Origin of the sequence: Desulfobacula sp., assembly GCF_030145145.1 — a bacterium.
Classification (GTDB): Bacteria; Desulfobacterota; Desulfobacteria; order Desulfobacterales; family Desulfobacteraceae; genus Desulfobacula.
Map to the genome: position 1 here is coordinate 26,526 of NZ_JAQYWD010000004.1, position 18,814 is coordinate 45,339.

At 48.4% G+C, this 18,814-nt stretch carries 17 protein-coding genes; all 17 read right to left on the reverse strand.

The window, feature by feature from the left end:
- Positions 1-10 precede the first annotated feature (10 nt).
- The 17 genes from flgK to flhA all read right to left on the reverse strand — a co-directional run bounded on the left by flgK (position 11) and on the right by flhA (position 18,796).
- Entirely contained in the window at positions 11-4,282 is a 4,272-nt protein-coding gene (gene flgK, locus Q1Q15_RS02705; RefSeq protein WP_300456297.1) for a flagellar hook-associated protein FlgK, read from the reverse strand.
- Positions 4,283-4,285: 3 nt separating this feature from the next.
- A complete protein-coding gene (gene flgN / locus Q1Q15_RS02710; protein WP_300456300.1) occupies positions 4,286-4,789 on the reverse strand; it encodes a flagellar export chaperone FlgN in 504 nt (167 codons plus the stop codon).
- Between the two features lie 241 nt (positions 4,790-5,030).
- Complete coding sequence (locus Q1Q15_RS02715; protein ID WP_300456303.1) at positions 5,031-5,354, reverse strand: rod-binding protein; 324 nt, start codon at positions 5,352-5,354, stop codon at positions 5,031-5,033.
- Between the two features lie 223 nt (positions 5,355-5,577).
- The gene (locus Q1Q15_RS02720; protein ID WP_300456305.1) at positions 5,578-6,612 is read right to left on the reverse strand and encodes a flagellar basal body P-ring protein FlgI; all 1,035 of its coding nucleotides are present in this window, start codon (positions 6,610-6,612) and stop codon (positions 5,578-5,580) included.
- Between the two features lie 13 nt (positions 6,613-6,625).
- Positions 6,626-7,351, reverse strand: coding sequence for a flagellar basal body L-ring protein FlgH (locus Q1Q15_RS02725; protein ID WP_300456308.1), 726 nt, complete (start codon positions 7,349-7,351; stop codon positions 6,626-6,628).
- Positions 7,352-7,355: 4 nt separating this feature from the next.
- Positions 7,356-8,369 (reverse strand): flagellar basal body P-ring formation chaperone FlgA, encoded by a 1,014-nt coding sequence (gene flgA, locus Q1Q15_RS02730; protein WP_300456311.1) that lies wholly within the window; start codon positions 8,367-8,369, stop codon positions 7,356-7,358.
- Positions 8,370-9,152, reverse strand: coding sequence for a flagellar basal-body rod protein FlgG (gene flgG / locus Q1Q15_RS02735; protein WP_300456314.1), 783 nt, complete (start codon positions 9,150-9,152; stop codon positions 8,370-8,372). It abuts the gene before it with no gap.
- Positions 9,153-9,170: 18 nt separating this feature from the next.
- Positions 9,171-9,863: a flagellar hook-basal body protein gene (locus tag Q1Q15_RS02740; protein WP_300456317.1), complete on the reverse strand. Its 693-nt coding sequence runs from the start codon at positions 9,861-9,863 to the stop codon at positions 9,171-9,173.
- Between the two features lie 391 nt (positions 9,864-10,254).
- Entirely contained in the window at positions 10,255-10,530 is a 276-nt protein-coding gene (locus tag Q1Q15_RS02745; RefSeq protein WP_300456320.1) for an EscU/YscU/HrcU family type III secretion system export apparatus switch protein, read from the reverse strand.
- Positions 10,531-10,536: 6 nt separating this feature from the next.
- Positions 10,537-11,598, reverse strand: coding sequence for a hypothetical protein (locus tag Q1Q15_RS02750; RefSeq protein ID WP_300456323.1), 1,062 nt, complete (start codon positions 11,596-11,598; stop codon positions 10,537-10,539).
- Positions 11,598-12,155, reverse strand: a complete 558-nt coding sequence (locus Q1Q15_RS02755; protein WP_300456326.1) for a hypothetical protein — start codon at positions 12,153-12,155, stop codon at positions 11,598-11,600. The genes Q1Q15_RS02750 and Q1Q15_RS02755 overlap by 1 nt, the downstream gene beginning before the upstream one ends.
- Positions 12,152-12,436 carry a hypothetical protein gene (locus Q1Q15_RS02760; RefSeq protein WP_300456329.1) on the reverse strand — a complete coding sequence of 95 codons (285 nt, stop codon included), beginning with the start codon at positions 12,434-12,436 and terminating at the stop codon, positions 12,152-12,154. Before Q1Q15_RS02760 ends, Q1Q15_RS02755 begins: the two co-directional genes overlap by 4 nt.
- A gap of 13 nt (positions 12,437-12,449) precedes the next feature.
- Complete coding sequence (locus tag Q1Q15_RS02765; RefSeq protein WP_300456332.1) at positions 12,450-13,928, reverse strand: hypothetical protein; 1,479 nt, start codon at positions 13,926-13,928, stop codon at positions 12,450-12,452.
- 13 nt (positions 13,929-13,941) lie between these two features.
- On the reverse strand, positions 13,942-14,688 hold the full coding sequence (locus Q1Q15_RS02770) for a FliA/WhiG family RNA polymerase sigma factor (protein WP_300456335.1): 747 nt from the start codon (positions 14,686-14,688) through the stop codon (positions 13,942-13,944).
- 20 nt (positions 14,689-14,708) lie between these two features.
- Positions 14,709-15,602, reverse strand: a complete 894-nt coding sequence (locus Q1Q15_RS02775; RefSeq protein ID WP_300456338.1) for a MinD/ParA family protein — start codon at positions 15,600-15,602, stop codon at positions 14,709-14,711.
- 1 nt (position 15,603) lies between these two features.
- Complete coding sequence (locus tag Q1Q15_RS02780; RefSeq protein WP_300456341.1) at positions 15,604-16,704, reverse strand: protein FlhF; 1,101 nt, start codon at positions 16,702-16,704, stop codon at positions 15,604-15,606.
- Positions 16,697-18,796 carry a flagellar biosynthesis protein FlhA gene (gene flhA / locus Q1Q15_RS02785; RefSeq protein WP_300456344.1) on the reverse strand — a complete coding sequence of 700 codons (2,100 nt, stop codon included), beginning with the start codon at positions 18,794-18,796 and terminating at the stop codon, positions 16,697-16,699. Before flhA ends, Q1Q15_RS02780 begins: the two co-directional genes overlap by 8 nt.
- Positions 18,797-18,814: the final 18 nt, after the last annotated feature.

Sequence of the window (18,814 nt, forward strand, 5' to 3'; positions counted from 1 at the left end):
GTCTCTCCTGTTATCTCATGGATATCAGCGTGTTCAGCATTTCATTGGATATGGTCAGCAATTTTGAAGCAGCGGAAAAAGCATGTTGATATTTGATCAGCTTGATCATCTCCTCATCCAGGGAGACAGCAGAAATGGAATCTCTCTGCTCCCTGATATTGTTTACCATAATATCGGCAAATGCTTTTGAATTCTTAATACTTCTGGAATCAATTCCCATGGAACTGACCATCTGGTTATAATAGTCATCCAGGGTGACAGTGGTGGTGCTGGACTGGGACTGGTTTCCCCGGGTGTAGTCCCACACCCGCAGCGTCATTTCCTTGTACTGGACATCGGCCATGGCCAGGGCATTGGTATTGTCTCCTTGGCTGATGTGTCCGGTTTGGCTGTCAATGGTGGCTGATGTGATCAAATTGGTGTTGTGCAGGTCCTCTGACACTGCCATGGTCTGGGCATCCACCCCCTTGAAAAACGTATTGACGCCGGCTGCGGCCACCAGACCGGATGAAGCAGCGGCATCATCGGAAAAAGCAAAACCAATGTCATTGGCACTTTGTTTGCGAAGGTCAAACTGTACAAATCCGTCACCACTGACCCGCTGGGTAAAACAAATGTCCATATCGGCTAGCCCGTCCCCGGTAAGATCCACACCGAATCCGTCATCATCACCCCCGGCCGGCAGCAGTTGCACAGTGCCGCCAGTCGGGTCATTCACTACACCCCACCCGCCCTGGGAGCGGACAAACCGAAGATCATCCACGGCAAAATCAATGGCGCCCCAGTCGTTGACGTCCAGAGAACAATTAACTTCATTAAAGCCGTTCGCCTGGGAGTATTGAATATTCTCCAGGGTATAATAGGTATCTGAAGTCTCGAATTTCAATCGATTGTCGAAAGTGGCAGATGCTTTCAGTCCGGGTGCCTGCCGGTTGAACTGGTCTGCAAAGGAATCAAGGGTCCAGTGCCAGTCAGAGGATTTTCCGCCCGGGGACGGGTTTGAACTGTCTAAAAAAACAGGACTGCCCGTCTCACCGGTGGTGATGGTGAAGACGTCCTTGGCCAACAAGGTCCCGTTATGAAACGCCAGGTTCATCCCATCCACCGCCACCTCCACGGGCATTCCAGGGGTGGTTGGCGGGTCATGCCCTTCAATGGTAAAGGACCCGTTTTTCACCCCATTGCGCCACTCAATCACAAGGGACGCTTCATTGGGTCCGGGCAGGTGCCCGACTTTGCCACCGGAAACAACCGTGAACTGATAGATATCATTAATGGTGTTGGCATGGCCGGTGATCTGTAACTCCAGGGGATCAGGGTTTCCAGAGATATCGGTGTTCACCGTTAAGGTATTTCCCGCCACAAGGCTGCCCTTTGAGATATCAAAGGACAGGGTCTCCAGGCCATCTTCAACAAGGGTCACCCGGCCTTCATCCTCAAGCGTGACCAGACCGGATGCCCCGGTCCGGATCCCATCTTTATCCAGCCGCTCCCACAGGAGGGTTCCCTGGTCATGGTAAAGAGAAGAGGTGGTAAAATTCCGGGCAGGATTGCCCGACTCCAGCAGATCTGTTTCCGGTGGATGGGCCGATTGCCCGGTGCCGGTTCTCACCGCCAGGGTCGCATTATTCCCCTCCCCCAGCCCGTTTGTTTCTGTAAAATCGGTAATCCGGATGGGATCTTCCAACGAGACATCTTTTATGACGGAAACAGCGGTTCCTGTCCGGATGACCTGATAATCCGCCCCCACCCCGCCCGCTGCAAGATCATTATTCAAGGCCGTTTCAAGGGCCTTGGCCAGTTCAATGTCGGTGGTACTGCCGGCTGCAGACCCGATGGTAAAATCAATGGGGGTCCCGTCCAGGTCAAAAGAAAGGGTTTCACCAGCCGTAAAATTTGAAAATCCGCCCTCCCCGCCCAGGGTCAGGATGGAACTGCCTTTTTTGGCCAGCTGGCTGTCAAAGAGCCCGCCGGATCCTGCACCGAAAACAGTGGACTGGACAGACATACCGGGTTCCAGCAGCACCGTCACCGTTCCGGTGATCACCCCGGTTTTATTGACAGCCCCTGCAGCGGATTCATGGAGGGTCACCCCGGTTCCATTGCCGGAAAAACCAAGGGTATCCGTGGTGGTGGGGGTGGCATTGTATCTGGCAGTATCCGTTGCTGCAACTGTAAAATCAAGGGTTGTTCCGCCGGCATTTCCGGCATCCGCAGTGGTGCCGGCCACTTCAGCAAGGGTAATGGTGGCATCATTCCCAATTTCATTGCCCGCATCCCTTAACCGGATGTCGGAGCCATCCGTTGTTCGGACAAGGACAGTGTTGGTGGACAGATCATTTTCCACGGTAAAGGATTTCCCCTCCAGGGCCGTTGACAAGGCATCGCTGAATGCCAGGGCCATCTGTGCCTGGTCCGACGGATCCACGCCAAGAAGGTTGACAGACACGGCAATGCTATCTGTAACGGATGAGCCGGCCATGGCATCCATGGTAAAGGAAACAGTATCTCCGCCATCAAAATTAAAAAAATCAGTGAGCGACACCCCGGCATTCGCCTGCACCGCAAAATCCTGAACCCCCAGGGTCCGCCCTGACTGACTGGTAATGGACAGCCCGTCCACAAACAGATCATCATCTTCATTGATGGTGTTGATGGCTTCACCGGCAGACAAAAGGGCCTCTTCAAACTGCTTCTGCAGGGTTCCCCTGGCAGGGTCCCTGGTGAAGGTCTGCTGGAGAACAATGCCGTCCACATAAAGGGAAAAGCTGACCGTATCCCCCTCTTGCGCATTCACGATACCGGCGGTATCAAAAGATGCCGTGGTGTCGGATGCATGGGCCTCCACCCCGTCAAGCCGGTTCAATGCCGCGGCAATGGATGCGGCAGACCGCTTTGCATCACCGCCGGCATCCGCCACCGTCACGATACCGGTACCGGAAGGGCCGTCATAAACCGTCAGGGTTTGTTCAGCAATGGCCGTATCAAGGGCCATACTCACAGTTGTGGCAGCGCCTGACCCAAGGACAAGGCCCTGGACTATAGCAAGGCCGTCTCCATCGGATTCAGTGACCACCTGGTCACCCAGGACCGCATCCTCCACCACGGTGAGGCTGTAAATCGACTGAACCGCCCCGGGGGTGCCCCCTTGCCAATTGGAAATCGTGGCCTGGGAGATATCCATATCCATACTGATCTTTGTATACTGGGCCTGGGCATCAGTTTTGTCTTCCATCCACATGACAAAATCCTGGGCCGTGTCAATCTTGTCACCGAATTCAAAGCTGGAAAACCATCCGGTATCGTCAGTGGCATAATCCCCGATAACCGGCTCTGAAAAATACGCCAGCCCAACGCCTTGGGATGCCTGATAATTCATGGCCCAGATCATTTCCCGGGACAAGTCGTTTATTTCTGACCGGTAGGTGGGAATAATGTCATCCCGCATTTCCAGGAACCCGCTGATTCTTCCCCCGTCAATTTTATCGGATATATCGGTCTGGGAACCCGTAGAACCATTCCAGACAATTTTTTTATCCACATGGGCCAGTGTATGGGCTTCCACCCCGTTGACAATGCTCAGCCCATTCGCCACATTCACAATCAGCGACCCATTGGACTGTTCAAAGGAATTAATATTAATCAGCTGTCCCAATTCATCGGTCAATCGATTCCGTTCATCCCTTAAATCATTTGCGTTTCTACCGATTTCAGAGGACATGATATCCTGGTTCAAGGCTGCAATCTGGGATGTCACTGTATTTATTTGAACAATGGCCGCATCTATATCCGACGTAATGTCCTGTACCAGTCCATCCATTTCAGACACAGTGGATTGAAATGTCGTGGCCAGAATGTTTCCGTTTTCCAGCACCGCGGCCCGTTCTGCAGACCCCTTGGGGTTATTTGACAGATCGTGCCAGGAATTCCAGAATTCGGTCATGACATTTGAAAGGCTGGTGTCAGCGCTTTCGTCAAAATACCCTTCCAGAATCCGCATATAGGATTCCTGCTCCTCAAAAGAGGCCTGGGTTGACAGCTCATTTGTCAGTTGATCTTCAATGAGCTGATCAACGCTCTGGCGGACCTGGTAAGTGTCAACACCGGTGCCAAAAAGGAATCCGCTATAAAGTGCCGGCTTCATACTCTTTTGATCGGCATTCTGGACACTGTAATCGGGATTGTTCACATTGGCGATATTCTGGCCGGTGATATTCAATCCATACTGCTGTGAAGCGATTGCCGTCTTAGCGATACTCAGGGTGGAGATGATGCCTGCCATAACTTAAACCTCAGCGTTTATCAAACGTTTTTTTTCTTTGCTCCCGGAATAGGACCCGGTGTGATTGTATTGATTCTTGTTAACGGTTTCCACAACCGTAGCAAAAATATCACCAATCACGCCCAGCCGGTGTTGGATATACGCTTTATTTGCAACCGCCATCAGGGAGACTTCTTTCTTGCAAGCTTCCAGGGCCATCTGGTCCCTGCGAAGGCGGGATTTAACCCCCGGAGAAACCGGCAGCTGTTTAATGAAATCAGACAGGTTAACGGCCGTGCTGTCCCTGCCCAGGCCTGGGGCGTTTTGTTCAACCAGATGCTGCAACTGCCGGGTCAATTCCGATAAGGCCGCCGCCATCTGTCGTTTGTGGGCAATTGTTTCCCACAAAGAGTCAACATCCATATCAACAATGTGCTTTTTTTCCTGCTCAAGGACATCGATAAGTTCCTTGTACAAAAAAAGTGTCTCCCCCAGCAGGTTTTCAATTTTATCGGCACGTTTTTCCATGTTGACTCCTCGTTGTTTTTAACATCCATTATTCTATCGGTCCAAGACCACGATTCCTGGATAATTTTCCAGGCAAATGCAGCAATGGTCGTCATTGACCAGGGTAGATATCCCCGAATTAGCGCCAGGCAATATTTTCCCGGTTATGGCTGTTTTTGTCCCTGGAGATTAAAAATAGCAACAAGTATGCCATATTTGAGCAATGGAAAAAAAAAGCAATACGGTTAAAGAGGGGGGGGAGTTAAATTTTATCTTTTAACTGGGCAGCCAGAAATTCCTTGACCCCAATGGATGTTTTGCTGTTTGACAGGTCATCGGCAAGATACTGATCATACATGGACTGATAAATCTCCATTCCGTTGGATTCCGGAAAAATGGCATTCCCGGGTAAGGATTCCCGCATGGAAGAGATCATTGTATTTAAAAAAATCGCTTCAAATCCGGCACAGGCTTCTTTCAGCTCTTTTTCCTTGAGGGTGCCAAAACCGCCATCCGATGTGTGGCTTTTTATCTTTTCCAGACCCGCTGTTGCCGGGTTCTGGTTGATGACCCTGTCAATATCCATAATACCTCCCTTATGCGTATGATATACTCAATCTTCGGTCTTCAGTTTTAATGGCCACCCCCGACGGTTGCGTTATATAACTCAACTTTCGGTCTTCAGCTTTAATGGACGGGGTCAGGCTTTTTTTATTGTGCTTTTTATCATTATTTCATGACTATACGGGTAAAAAGTGCCATAAAGAAAGCCTGACCCCAGGCAGAAATGGCCAACCCCGACGGTTGAGTTATATAATGTCAAGTTCTGCCTGGAGTGCGCCGGCGGCCTTCATGCTTTGCAGGATACTGATCAAATCCCGGGGTTTTACCCCCAGGGAGTTCAGCCCCCTGACCAGTTCTCCAATGGTGGAGGTGCCGGGCAGCGGCATGACACTCTTGGGATTTTGACCGGTATCATTAATGATGACGGAAAGATTCCCATGGGCAATGGCCACACTGGAAATAGTGACATCACTTCCCATAACGATGGTGCCGGTCCGTTCATTGATCACCACTTTTGCCACGGTGTCCGGTATCACGGTAAGGGTTTCAATATCGGCTATAAATTCCGCCACATTCTTTTGCCACATACTCTCCGGAACCTTTAAGCGCAAGGCACTGGCATCAATGGTCTTGGCAACACCGTCGCCAATGGAGGCGTTAATGGTATCTGTCATCCGTTTGGCCGTGGTAAAATCCGGCCGGAACAGGGACAGGATCAGGTCTCTTTTACCATCCAGTTTAAAGGGAATCTCCTGTTCAACAGAGGCCCCGCTCACAAGCCGTGCCACCTGGAGATGACTGTCCCGGTCCCCGGAACCACTGGGGATGGCAAGGGAAACCGGTCCCTGGGCCAATGCATACACCTGGCCATCCACCCCTTTTAAAGGGGTTACCAGCAATGTCCCACCTTTAAGACTTTTGGCATCCCCCAGGGAAGACGCCATCACATCAATTCGATCACCGATCCTGGCAAAAGGCGGGATATTTGCCGTGACCATCACCGCAGCAACATTTTTTACCGTTAAATCGGCCTTATCCACATAGATGTTCATCTTTTCCATCATGTTGGCAAGGGCCTGTTTGGTAAAGTTCACCCCATCTTTATCGCCGGTGCCGTTCAAACCGACCACGAGCCCGTAACCCGTGAGCTGATTGGAACGGATTCCCTGTATGGCTGCAAGGTCTTTAATCCTTGCCGCATGGGTGGTGGCAACCAAGCCCCCCCCCATGAGGAACAGGAGCCCCCAGACAAAACAATGAAACCATCTGTTTACAGGCATGATACTCTCCTTCCTACCAGGGCCACAGGTTATCAATAATCCGGGTTCCCCAGCCTGGCCGCTGCTTGTCTGCAAGGGCACCCTTACCATAATATTCGATTCTCGAATCGGCAAGACTGGTGGATTTCACCCGGTTGGCAGCAGAAATATCCTGGGGCCTGATGACCCCGGCCACGGTGATAAACTGGACTTCATTGTTCACTTTCATGGCCCGCCTGCCAAACAGGCTCAAGTTTCCATTGGGCAGCACTTCTGTAATCCTGGCGGCAATGGACGCCGTCACCTGGGCTGAACGGTCGCTCGTGGCCTCTCCTTCAAACGTGTTTGAAAAATCGGTACTGATCAGACTGGTATCACCCAAAGCAGCCCCAAAATTGGTTGTTTTACCCAAGATGTTGATCTTGGGCACCCCGATGTTCATCCCTGTTTTCCGGGAAGCATCCGTATTCACATCCATGCTGGAGGTTGAATTTTCAATGATATCCACAATCACCGTATCGCCCATATGCGCGGCTTTTGAATCTTCAAACAAAGAGGCGTTTTTATTCATCCATAAAGACCCTTCCTGGGGACGGGCTGATGCGAATTCCGGTTGAAGACTGGGTTGAGGGGAAGCGCCTTCGGGCATCACAAGCCCTGACGTCTTTTCTGGAGACCCTGAAAGGCAGCCCCAAAACCCGGTCAAAAATAGAAACACCATCATGCCATTGATGAGGCGACCCCTGTGTTTTAGTGTCATTTTTTTAATACACAACCTCCACTTTTGATTTTCCTTTAACAATTCCCCGGACAAGCTTACCGGAAGAAATATTTTCAACGGTTATTACCTTATTTTTAAACCCGTCTTCCCTGGAAATTCCCGAGGTAACAATCGACAGGGTTTCATTTTTGGCAATCAGCTGAATCATATCCCCTTTTTGGATTAACGGCGGATCAATGAGAAGGCTTTGTTTTAAAACATCACCTTTCCGGATACTGGATTTTAAAATTTTTTGATCAATTTGTTCAAATGTCGTTATCCCCTTCTCGGTCAGCTCAAACATATTTTTCTTTTCCGGGTATACGGTCTCCGGGGATATGGTTTCGCCTTTTGCGTAAGCCCTTGTGGTATGCAGCACGGTTTCATATACGGCCACAACACCGGAAATGCTCACCCGGTCCTCTTTTTCCCCCTCAATGATCACATCCAGGAAAAAGGACAGTCGTCCCTTTTTGCTGATACTGCCATCCGGGTCCACCAAAAGCCTTGTCTTTCCCCGGGGATAAACTTCCAGGCCTCTAACATCAAAGGACGTCAATTGACAGTCTTTGTTGTTGAAAACCCGGGCAAGATATTGATCCATCACCTGGCGGATATCCTGTTTGGAAATCACCTGACCCCGTCGTTTCACATAGACCCGTTCCGGCGAACGGATCGTTATGTTTTCCGGCAGGTATCTTTGTCCCTGGATAACAGAGAGTATTTTCTTTCTATCAAAAGACTTGATCTGATCCGGTTTTGGGGAGGATCCCAGGACGACTTTCTCCAGAGCTTCCTTTAACAGGCCATTGGCCTGTATGTCGGCGATGTCCCCCAGAAAAATATGAGCCGGCACCACAAGGCTGGTCTCTTTTATGGTAATCCGTATGTCAGCTTTGGGATCCGGGTCATCCCCTGCACCCAGGCCATTTACCCAGACCTGCTGAAGTGCCGTGATACCTACAAGAAACAGAATAATGGCTTTCCCATTGGCACGGAACATCCACATACCCGTCATCTATCTTTTCAGTCCATTGGCAGTGGTGAGCATGCTGTCAGCGGTCTGGATTGACTTTGAATTGGCTTCATAGGTTCTTTGCCCGGCAATCATGGCCACCATTTCTTCAATGACACTGACATTTGAGCCTTCGAGAAAATTATTGGCCACTGTTCCTGATCCGTCTTCGCCCGGTGTTCTTTCTGTGGCATCACCAGACCCTTCTGTGGGCCGGAAAAGGTTGTTGCCCACGGCAAAAAGACCGGCCGGGTTGATAAAGGTATTGATCAGAATGTTTTCCGTTGCCAGTATGGCTTCATCTGCCCCATGGGCGCTCAACGTTCCATTATCCTGGAGGGTAACCGTTATGGTTTCAGTGGGCAACGATATTTCCGGCTGCAACCGATCACCAGCAGGTGTGGTCAAGAACCCCTCACTGTCCAGGGTGAAGTTGCCGGCCCGGGTATATAAATCTTCATCCCCGTGACGTACCTTGAAAAAGCCTGCTCCCTGGACCGCCATGTCCAATTGATTATCGGTCTGGATATAATCCCCCTGGGAAAAAAGTTTTTGCACACTGGTCGGCCTGACGCCCATACCGATCTGTATCCCCGTGGGGACCTGACCGCCGCCCGGGGTGGTCTGACCGGCGACCTGCATGGTTCTATACATGAGATCCTCAAAATTTGCCCTGGATTTTTTAAATCCGGTGGTACTGGAGTTGGCCAGGTTATTGGCAATAACATCTATCTGCACCTGCTGTGCATTCATACCGGTGGCCGCGGACCAGAGGGATCGTATCATATTTTATCTCCTGTTCGTTTATCTGAGTTTTCCAACATCATTGATGGCCTTGTTATCAATGTCATCAAATGTCATCATGGATTTTGTAAAGGTTTCAAACATCCGGTGGTAATCGATCATGCGAACCATTTCATCGACAACGCGAATATTTGATTTTTCCAGGGCTTTGTGCTGCACAACCACCCCTTGTGCCTGGAGTTCATCCCGGGTGTCCCCGGTGTAGTTCAACAAATTCTGCCCCTCCCTTTCCAGCCTGTTCAGGTCCTTAAAGGTGACGATATCAAGCGTATCAAGAATTTCACCGGCCAACAGTATTTCACCATTTTGATTGATGGACAGTCCCTGCTCCAGGTCCTCGTTCTCAATGAGAATGGCCCCATTCTGACCCATTACCGGGTTCCCCGCCTGATCCACCAGGATGCTGTTCATATCCCGGGAAAAATTTCCATTCCGGGTATACCGGATCCCTTCAGGTGTCTCTATTTTAAAAAAGCCTTCCCCGGAAAGGGCCATATCAAGGGTATTCCCGGTTGTCAGCAGGGCACCCTGGGAAAAATCTTTGTTTAACTGGGCTTTGAATGTCGCATCAAAACTGATGGTATCTTTCTTAAAACCGGTGGTATCGGTATTGGCGAGATTGTTTGATACGGTTTCCAACTTTCTTTCCTGCCTCAATCCACCTTGGACCGGCCGGGTCATTTCAAGCAGCATGGGGGTGACATCTCCTGTAAAATAATTGCTTCATAAAGAATGACTTGCAATATGAATGCCATTAATGTTCACACCCTATCTTGACCCTTACAATGGGCCAAAAAAATTCCCCGGGACATTCCAAATCAGAAAAAATTTATTTCAAACCCTTTAATGGCAGAGGTTTTGAAGCTTAAGGCGAACCGATTGGCACGACTTCCAAGATCGAGGAACCCGAACTTAAACAGAACCATCGCCAAAAATCCGACACCGAAAAGGCCCGGGTTTTGACAGGACAAAGCAATATTTTCCTAGCAGGGGCATTCCCCATCAAAAAACACCTCCCCGTCATAACTTTTTTTGAAATACACAAGGATGATCCAAGTTACATCCCTTATTTTTTAACCATTTTTCATTTGGGAGATCGGCGGGAATTCATGGAATAGACAAAGGCCAGAAGCTCTGCCACGGCCACATAAATTTCTGAAGGAATTTCTTCATCAATGTCAAGGGCTGACAACACCTCAATCAGGTCGGGATCATCTTTTAAGGGAACACCATGTTTTTGGGCCAACTCAATAATTTTCCGGGCCACCTTGCCTTGCCCCTTGGCCGTTACTTTGGGTGAACTGTCTGTTTTACGATCATATTTTAATGCCACCGCTTTTTTGGGGTAAGGGGAATCCATTCTATTTTAAATCACAATATTGAATATTGAATCATCATGGTCGTTTACCAGTGCTTCAATAAAGCAGGTTTGCTGGATATCTTCTGCTTTGGCCATGACACATTCTATCTTGCGAACCTGGTAGTCAACCGTTGCCAGACGGGTTTCCAGATCCGGGATCATGGATCGAACATAGGCACAGGACACTTCGTCCTTGAATAAAAATCGTCCGGTAATTTCGTTTTTCAATATTGAAAAATCCCCTCTCAAGGGCCCCAGACGTGTCATGTCCAGTAAAAACGAAATCCGAATCAGGGTGTCTACCGTCTTGTTCTGTTTTTTTCTTTTACGCCCTGTATCTATGAATAATTGCCCGAAACGGAATACGGATTCATTGAAAATGGGGAAGGGCAGCAGCCATCGTCCGGTGTCCGAACTGTGGTGATTGAGCAATTGAAAGTTTTCCAGGGTTTCAGAAAAACCAACAGCACTTTTCATTGTTTCAAATTTCCCGGCATCTGCCATCAACAATTCTTTAAGGATATGACCCTTCATATCCTGTTTGAACATCCTGTCCAATTGGACGTTGATATCGGAAGCAGATGTCTTGCCCAGCAAGGTTTGGGCCACTTTCTTTTCCCACAGCAGACCGCTTTTGTCCATTAATTTCGGCAAAAACCGTTCCTCTGGTTCACCTGATTTTAATGCCATGTCATATAGCAGGTCTTTCACAACGGATTGCTTTATCCCGGTGACATCAGACAGGGGGTCATTTTTCGAAATAAACCGGACAAGGGAAGATATCTGTTGACGGGTCATTTTTTGAACCGGGGCAATGAGCTTTAAGACAACCGCATCCTTTTGGGCAAGAACTTTCAATTGTACTTCCTCACCGGGTTTCAGCAGCATGGATGTTTTTGCCACGACTTTTTGACCGTTTATCAGGAGCTGGGCATTCCCCGGGGGCATCATCTTCAATACCGTTGCCCGGACCTTCTGATTTTTCACAAACAAGGGCAATGGGGGTTTTTTACCCTCGTCCCGGGTAAGGATCATTTCCGAGGACGACAGATGGATACCGGTAATCATCACCCCTTCTTTTCCATTGCCATAAACTTTTTTTTAAGATCAATCACCAGCTGCACTTCTCCTTTTGGAATGGCCAGTCGGTCGGCAATGGCATTGATATCAAGGTTTTGGTTATACATCCCAATAATCTGGTTCTGATGGTCCAGTACCGCGTATGAAGAGGTGTCTGGAATGAATTGACCCTGCCGTTCTTCCAATTTTGTTTTTAATGTCTCTGCCCGGGATAGCACAAGATTCAGGCTGATAATCCGGGAATCCAATGCTGTATTTAATTCTTTTAATACCCGTTTTTTCTCTGTTATCTGTTGATCAAAACTGATGGCCGCATTTCTGGATTCCTGAACCAACGGTTCGAGCAGGCGGATAATATCCCCGGCAGATCTGCCGGCCTGCCCGGCCGCTACCTGCCCATCATCCTCATGGGTATGGGGGGGGGGTGCTTCCCCCAAATTCAGGCGATTGATCTTTTTCACAAAAACAAATAAAAAAATAATCAGGAAAAAATTGACAAAAAAAAGAATCCCCATCCAGAATTCGATTGAAAAGATGTCTATCATATCATCGTATCCAGGAGTCTGCCCGTTGCCCCAGGCTCCTGATCCGTTGTTGTTCTTTTTTTTTCGTTGCGCTTTTTTTTTAACGCGTCTTTCTCTTTTTTGGCGGTTAGCTTTTCAGATGCATCAAACTCCTGCACGGTTGTGTTTTTAACCCGTGCAGTGGCTTCCTGCTGCGCCAGGACCTGTTCCGGGGAAGGTTTGGGCGTATGGGTCTGATGTGCCAATTCCTGGACCGCCACGGACTGCTGGATCACAATATTATGCCCCGGTACGGTTGTCATGTTACCCCCCTTTCTAAGTGGCGCTGAAAGATTTAAAACTGACCCGGGCAATGTCCGACCCGGGCAACACTTTTTTCAACGTGGTTTCGATACTCAGTAAAAGATCTGCTTCGGTCATCAGCTCTCTTTTTTCGAAAACAAGATTTTTATTCAGAGAATCATAGATTAAATCCCGATAAAAGGATAAATTATTCTGAATTTCATGATACACGCGTTGATCTGCATAATCGATGGAGATATCCGCCGCGATATAGACCATGTCGGTTGATTGATCCGATGATAATATGATAAAATCCGTTAAAACTATATTTCCCGGCTTTTTCATATCGCCTTGGGATTTGGCCGGGAGATCCACGGTGGCACGTTCACTGTTCGTTTGTCCCTTCACGGCAAATTGTAAAATGGACTCAGATTGTCCTGTTTCACGGGATTCACCTGATGAAAAGAAAAAATACGCCGCTGGAACCGTAATTCCCAGAACAATCAGTACCGACGCACAGACTATCACACGCTTTGATCGAACCCATGGGGACCCTGCCGGTATTTTTTCCCCCAGTGGGGGTACAGCAGTTTCTTGATCGTCTCCTTCCAGGACAACCGGATGTGTCTCATCCGAAGTTTCATCCGCGTCAAAATCCTCATTTCCCAATATATCTTCGTCCGCAACTGCGTCATCCAGACTGTCATCACCAGCATTGTCCATTAAATCGCCAAGGACATCTTCATCCTCCTGATCGGCTGCCCTTAATAACGTATCAATATCATCCTGGGATATGAGAATATCCTCATCATCCTCTTCCGCCGCACCCGCTTGTTCTTTGTCGTCCTCGGACACATACAGAAGCGCGTCAATATCGTCCTGACTGACCGCCGGGTCTGCTTCATCCAGAATGTCAGGCAGGGAAGACATCTCATCATCTGCCGGTTGCATCAACGCATCCAGTGTTTCCTGGGCAATCAGGCTCCCCTGGATATCCACGGCTTCGGATGCCGCAATGATATCCTCATCCGTTTGGCTGTTACTGCCTTCCCCTGGTTCCGCTGTTTCCTCACCCCCTGGGGTCTGGACCATCTGATCCATACTGTCTGTTTCTATCAGCCGGTCGTCCTGGGGGTCAGGGTCCACCGTATCCCCTTCAACTTCAGTCTCTGCCGTTTCTCCGGCAATCAGATCGTCAAGGTCATCCAAGGAAAGCATTTCAAAGTCTTCATCAGCCGAGGCATTCATGAGGCTGTCAATATCATCCTGGGAAATAAGTTCCATATCCTCCGGGTCAAGGTCACCCTCATCCAGCAAGTCTTTTCCTTCGGACACATCTGAATTCGAAAAAAGGGCCTTGTCTTCCCGGGAAAGCGTGCCCAGCATATCCAGTGATTCGTCATCATCGCTTGATTGCTTTTCTTCAGTGCCGTCAGTGGAAGAAGAAGCGAAAAACTGATCTAACTCATCCTGGGATAATAAATTGTCTTGTTCTAAACCTGGATCTGACATTTGATGACCTCTTTTAATTAAAGTAATCTTGAAGTCTGGTTTTTAACTTCACCAGAACCGCGGTATGAATCTGGCAGATTCGGGATTCCGTCAAGGTGAGGACTTCACCGATCTCTTTTAATGTCAATTCGTCATAATAATAAAGGGACACCACCAGTTGTTCTTTTTGCGTTAAGGTTTTAATGGCCTTTGCCAGAACAAACTTGAGTTCCTCCCTGTCAAAACAATCGGCAGGATTCTGCTGCCCTTGAATACCGGCTTGAAAACTTATCTTTGAATAGGTATCATTTTTCTTTGTCCGGATGAATTCATCCAGGCTTAAAACGGATGCCCCGTGAATCTGGGTCAGCATATCATAATATCCCTCAAGGGAAACCCCCAGTTCCTTACATATCTCTTCATCCGTTGCCGGGGACCCGTTCTGATCTTCAATGGCCTTTACTGCCCGGGTAATATCCTGGATTTTTTTTCTCATGGACCTTGAATAGGTATCCATGCTTCTGAGTTCATCAAGAATCGCCCCTTTTATCCGGTACTGGGCATAGGTCTTTAAACTGACATGTTTGGATGTATCAAACTTATCCACGGCATCAATCAGGCCCAGAGATCCTGCAGAAACCAATTCATCAAAAAAGACACTGGACGGAAGGCGCAGGGCAAATCTTGCCGCGATATGCTTTACAAGATATGCATACTCAATAATGCTTTTTTCACGCCACAGGTCCTTATCTGTTTTTTGGGGTTGAACCTTATTTTTCATATAGAGACACAATATCCCCTCTAGGTTGCAGCCTGAAACGCCTTTTGCATAAAAAACGTCAAGCTGCCATTAAAATCGGTTCTTGCAGGGCTGTTCCCCACGGTCTTTGCAATTTCGTCCAGGGCTTTTGCCGACAGTGAGTCCGGGGCCGTGTCCATGATCAATCCCCTTTTCTGAACCGCCTGCTGCAATTGTTTGTCAAACGGAATACACCCCACGTATTCCAGCACAACATTTTTCAGGAATTTATCCAGGGCCCCGCTTAAGGACGCATATACTTTTTTAGCCTCAGTATCCGAATCCACCATATTGACAATCAGTTTAAAATGTCTTGTCCCATATTCCCGGGACATGACCTTCATCATGGCATAAGCATCTGTAATGGAGGTGGGCTCTCTTGTGGCAATGACAATACATTCATCACAAGCGGCATTAAAATACAGGACGTTTGAAGAGATACCGGCACCCGTGTCCACAAAAATAATATCCGCCTGATCCGACAACCCTTCGAACTCACTTAAAAGGTTGAGTTTTTCACCGTCATTGAGTTGTGTTAAATCAGCAAACCCCGATCCGCCGGGCAAAATTTTAATCCCATGGTCTGATTCGACCATGACCTGGCTCAAGGTTTTCTCCGAACGAATCACATGCCGGATATTATACTCCGGTCTTAAATTAAAAATAATATCAATGTTTGCCAGTCCGACATCCGCGTCAACGATCACCACCCGCCAGCCCATCCGGCTCAGAGAAACGGCCAGATTTCCAACGATATTGGTTTTGCCAACCCCGCCCTTTCCGCTGGTTACTGCGATGACCCTTGGCAGATTTTTTTTATCCGATGCCATACCAGCCTGGCTCCTTGAAAGCCCTTGATTTTTAACAACGCTTCGAAGTCCTTTTGCCTGATCCAACTTAATATGTCTCCTTTGACCCCTTGCCCAGGATAATGTTTAACAACTGCCGCTTATCCGGCACCATCAAATCCTCAGGGACCCTTTGCCCATTTGCAATCAAAGAAACAGGCAATTGTATATGCTTTACCTGATCCAATATTTTACCGCACCGTTTTGTTTCGTCTATCTTCGTAAAGACAACCGTAACCGGATTAAATACTGAAAAAGCTGCTGCTGCATCCTTCATAATAGTCGATTCAGATGTAACACTCAAGACCAAATGAGTTGAAATCTTAAAATCCGTCCGCATCAACTGCAATATCTCATCAATTTTCGGCTTGTCAAACTGGCTGTGCCCGGCCGTATCAATTAATACCATATCCATTGATTTCATTCTATCCAAAGCACTGGACAAATCCTGGGAACTAAACGCAGGAACACATAACAATCCCATGATCGAGGCATATGCTTTGAGTTGTTCAAATGCCCCCACCCGGTAATTGTCGATGGAAATCAGGCCGATTTTCATTTTTTTTTGAAACCGCAGCAGGGCCGAAAGTTTTGCGATGGTGGTTGTTTTGCCCACCCCTGTAGGACCAACAAAAGCGGCCACATGGGGGACTCCCGACCGTCTGTCCCGATCAAAAAAATCCTGGGTCATCAGGTGATGCAGACATTGACGCATCACCCCCTTTCTCAAAGATTTAATTTTGGCATCCGGATCCCGGACGTCCGCCATTAACCCGCTGGCCTTTTGGATCATGTCGCCGGCCAGTGTTTCACTGACACCAGCCCGTAAAAGGGCCGCGAGAACGCCCACTGACTCAACATGATTACAGACCATATGGCGCATCCCATTTCCAAAACCGGCAATGGAAATCATATCTTTAATCTCGGCAATGTCATTTTTTATGCCATGGATCATATGATCTTTCCCTATTTTTACATCCGACTTTTCCGGCAGGGCGGCTTCAACTGCAAACATTGTTTTTGCATAAGGATCAAGGGGTTTTTTAGGAATTTTTCGAGTGCTTAAGATCATGGCATCTGATCCCAGTTCTTCTTTGATGGTGGCAATGGCCAATTGAATATTCTCAGCCTTAAAAATTTTCCTATTCATTCTTCAAACTTACCTTTCCACTTGCCTGTAAATTAATATCATCCACTATTTCTGCGTGGGATACAACAAAAACAGTGGGCAGCGACGGTTCAATCAGTTTCCTGAAATGCCGGCGCAACATTGGCGATGTCATGATGACCGGTTGCGTATTGAACGCCACCTGTTTCTCCACTTCTTTTGACACCGCTTGAACAATTTCTTCGATCAACCGGGGGTCCAGTGCAAGATAGGATCCATGTTCCGTATGTTTTATATTTTTAGACAAAATTTCTTCCAAATTTCGATCAAGGGTCATCACCTGTAACATCTTGCCTTCCTGCAGATAGGGTGCCAGCATCCCTTTTGAAATTCTTTGCCGGACATATTCGGTCAAAAGATCCGGGTCTTTTCCCTTGGGCGAAAAATCCGCCAGGGTTTCTACAATGGTGAGCAGATCCCGGATGGAGATCCTTTCCCGCAACAGATTCTGGAGTACTTTCTGAACAACCCCGAGACTCAACAGGTTGGGAATCAATTCTTCCACCGCCTTGGGACTTGTCTTGGCAAGGTTATCCATCAGATGTTGCACTTCCTGCCTGCCCAGAAGATCATAGGCATTTTTTCTGACAATCTCCGTCAAATGAGTGGCAATGACCGTTGAATTGTCCACCACTGTATATCCGGCAAACTTTGCTTCTTCTTCACGATCCATGGGAATCCATACGGCCGGTAAGCCAAAAGCCGGTTCAATGGTGTCTATTCCCTCGATTTTCCGGGCCGTCCCACCGGGATCCATGGCCAGATAATGATTGACCATCAACTCGGTTCCTGCTGCTTCTACGCCTTTAATCAACAATCGATACTGTGCCGGGCTTAAGTTCAGGTTATCCCGGATATGGATGGGGGGAATGATAATACCCATTTCTGTGGCAAATTGTCTTCTGATCGCCCTGATCCTGCCCAGTAAGGTACCATCCTGCTGTTTATCCACCAGGGGGATCAATCCATACCCCACCTCCAATTCAATGGTATCCAGATTTAACAGGTGATCCACATCTTCCGGGGCACCGGTTGCCTCCTCTTCTGTGTCTGCCTGGGCATCGACCTGACCGTCGTCTCCTTCCGCCTCTTCTCCCCTTAAAAAATACCAGGCAAAGGTCCCCAGGATCAGTCCCAGAGTCATAAACGGGAGAGACGGTAACCCCGGTATCAACCCCATGCAGAACACAATCACCGATCCGATAAACACCGGGGTAGAACTGGCGAAAAGGTGCTTTGCAAACTCTTTGCCCATTTTCATGTCAGATCCTGATCTGGACACCAGAAGGCCTGCGGCAGCTGAAATCAAAAGGGCCGGAATCTGTGAGACCAGACCATCCCCCACCGTCAGAAGCGTATAGACCGTTAATGCTTCCCCCATTTCCATGCCCTGCTGGAGGACACCGATGACAAACCCGCCCACGATATTGATCAAGGTGATGACAATCCCTGCAACAGCATCTCCCCGGACAAATTTTGAGGCCCCATCCATGGCACCATGGAACTGGGATTCCCGGGCAATGGCCAGCCGCCGTTCCCCGGCTTCTATTTCATCAATCATGCCGGCATTCATATCCGCGTCAATGGCCATCTGTTTTCCGGGCATGGCATCCAGAGTGAATCGGGCGGCCACTTCTGCAATTCGGCCGGCACCCTTGGTGATAACCAAAAAATTAATCAGCACAAGGATAATAAAAACAACCAGGCCCACCACATAATTCCCCCCCACAACAAAGCTGCCGAAAGATTGAATAACCCCCCCGGCTGCCCGGGGACCTTCACTGCCGTGCAAGAGAATCAACCGGGTGGACGCCACATTTAAAGAAAGTCGAAACAAGGTCAACACCAGCAGAAGTGACGGAAAAATGGCAAACTCCAGGGGAGTTGTCGTATACATGGTGGTGATCAGTACAACAATGGCAAAGGAGATGTTCAATGCCAGAAAAAAATCCAGGATAATGGGATGCAGGGGTAAAATCATTGCCATTAGAATACCAATAAAGGCCACGACCATCAGAATATCTGACGACTCTCTTTTTAACCCTGCAATAATTCCGGTTTCACTTACTGCCATTAATTCTCCCACTTATAC

Bases quoted from the DNA above. Each gene is read 5' to 3' on its own strand.
- Q1Q15_RS02755 (WP_300456326.1), bottom strand. From the start codon at position 12,155: ATGATAGACATCTTTTCAATCGAATTCTGGATGGGGATTCTTTTTTTT.
- Q1Q15_RS02780 (WP_300456341.1), bottom strand. From the start codon at position 16,704: ATGAATAGGAAAATTTTTAAGGCTGAGAATATTCAATTGGCCATTGCC.
- flgG (WP_300456314.1), bottom strand. From the start codon at position 9,152: ATGATACGATCCCTCTGGTCCGCGGCCACCGGTATGAATGCACAGCAG.
- Q1Q15_RS02745 (WP_300456320.1), bottom strand. From the start codon at position 10,530: ATGGATTCCCCTTACCCCAAAAAAGCGGTGGCATTAAAATATGATCGT.
- Q1Q15_RS02715 (WP_300456303.1), bottom strand. From the start codon at position 5,354: ATGGATATTGACAGGGTCATCAACCAGAACCCGGCAACAGCGGGTCTG.
- Q1Q15_RS02720 (WP_300456305.1), bottom strand. From the start codon at position 6,612: ATGCCTGTAAACAGATGGTTTCATTGTTTTGTCTGGGGGCTCCTGTTC.
- Q1Q15_RS02740 (WP_300456317.1), bottom strand. From the start codon at position 9,863: ATGCTGCTTGAAATGACCCGGCCGGTCCAAGGTGGATTGAGGCAGGAA.
- flgN (WP_300456300.1), bottom strand. From the start codon at position 4,789: ATGGAAAAACGTGCCGATAAAATTGAAAACCTGCTGGGGGAGACACTT.
- flgA (WP_300456311.1), bottom strand. From the start codon at position 8,369: ATGACGGGTATGTGGATGTTCCGTGCCAATGGGAAAGCCATTATTCTG.
- flgK (WP_300456297.1), bottom strand. From the start codon at position 4,282: ATGGCAGGCATCATCTCCACCCTGAGTATCGCTAAGACGGCAATCGCT.
- Q1Q15_RS02770 (WP_300456335.1), bottom strand. From the start codon at position 14,688: ATGAAAAATAAGGTTCAACCCCAAAAAACAGATAAGGACCTGTGGCGT.
- flhA (WP_300456344.1), bottom strand. From the start codon at position 18,796: ATGGCAGTAAGTGAAACCGGAATTATTGCAGGGTTAAAAAGAGAGTCG.
- Q1Q15_RS02750 (WP_300456323.1), bottom strand. From the start codon at position 11,598: ATGATTACCGGTATCCATCTGTCGTCCTCGGAAATGATCCTTACCCGG.
- Q1Q15_RS02765 (WP_300456332.1), bottom strand. From the start codon at position 13,928: ATGTCAGATCCAGGTTTAGAACAAGACAATTTATTATCCCAGGATGAG.
- Q1Q15_RS02760 (WP_300456329.1), bottom strand. From the start codon at position 12,436: ATGACAACCGTACCGGGGCATAATATTGTGATCCAGCAGTCCGTGGCG.
- Q1Q15_RS02725 (WP_300456308.1), bottom strand. From the start codon at position 7,351: ATGACACTAAAACACAGGGGTCGCCTCATCAATGGCATGATGGTGTTT.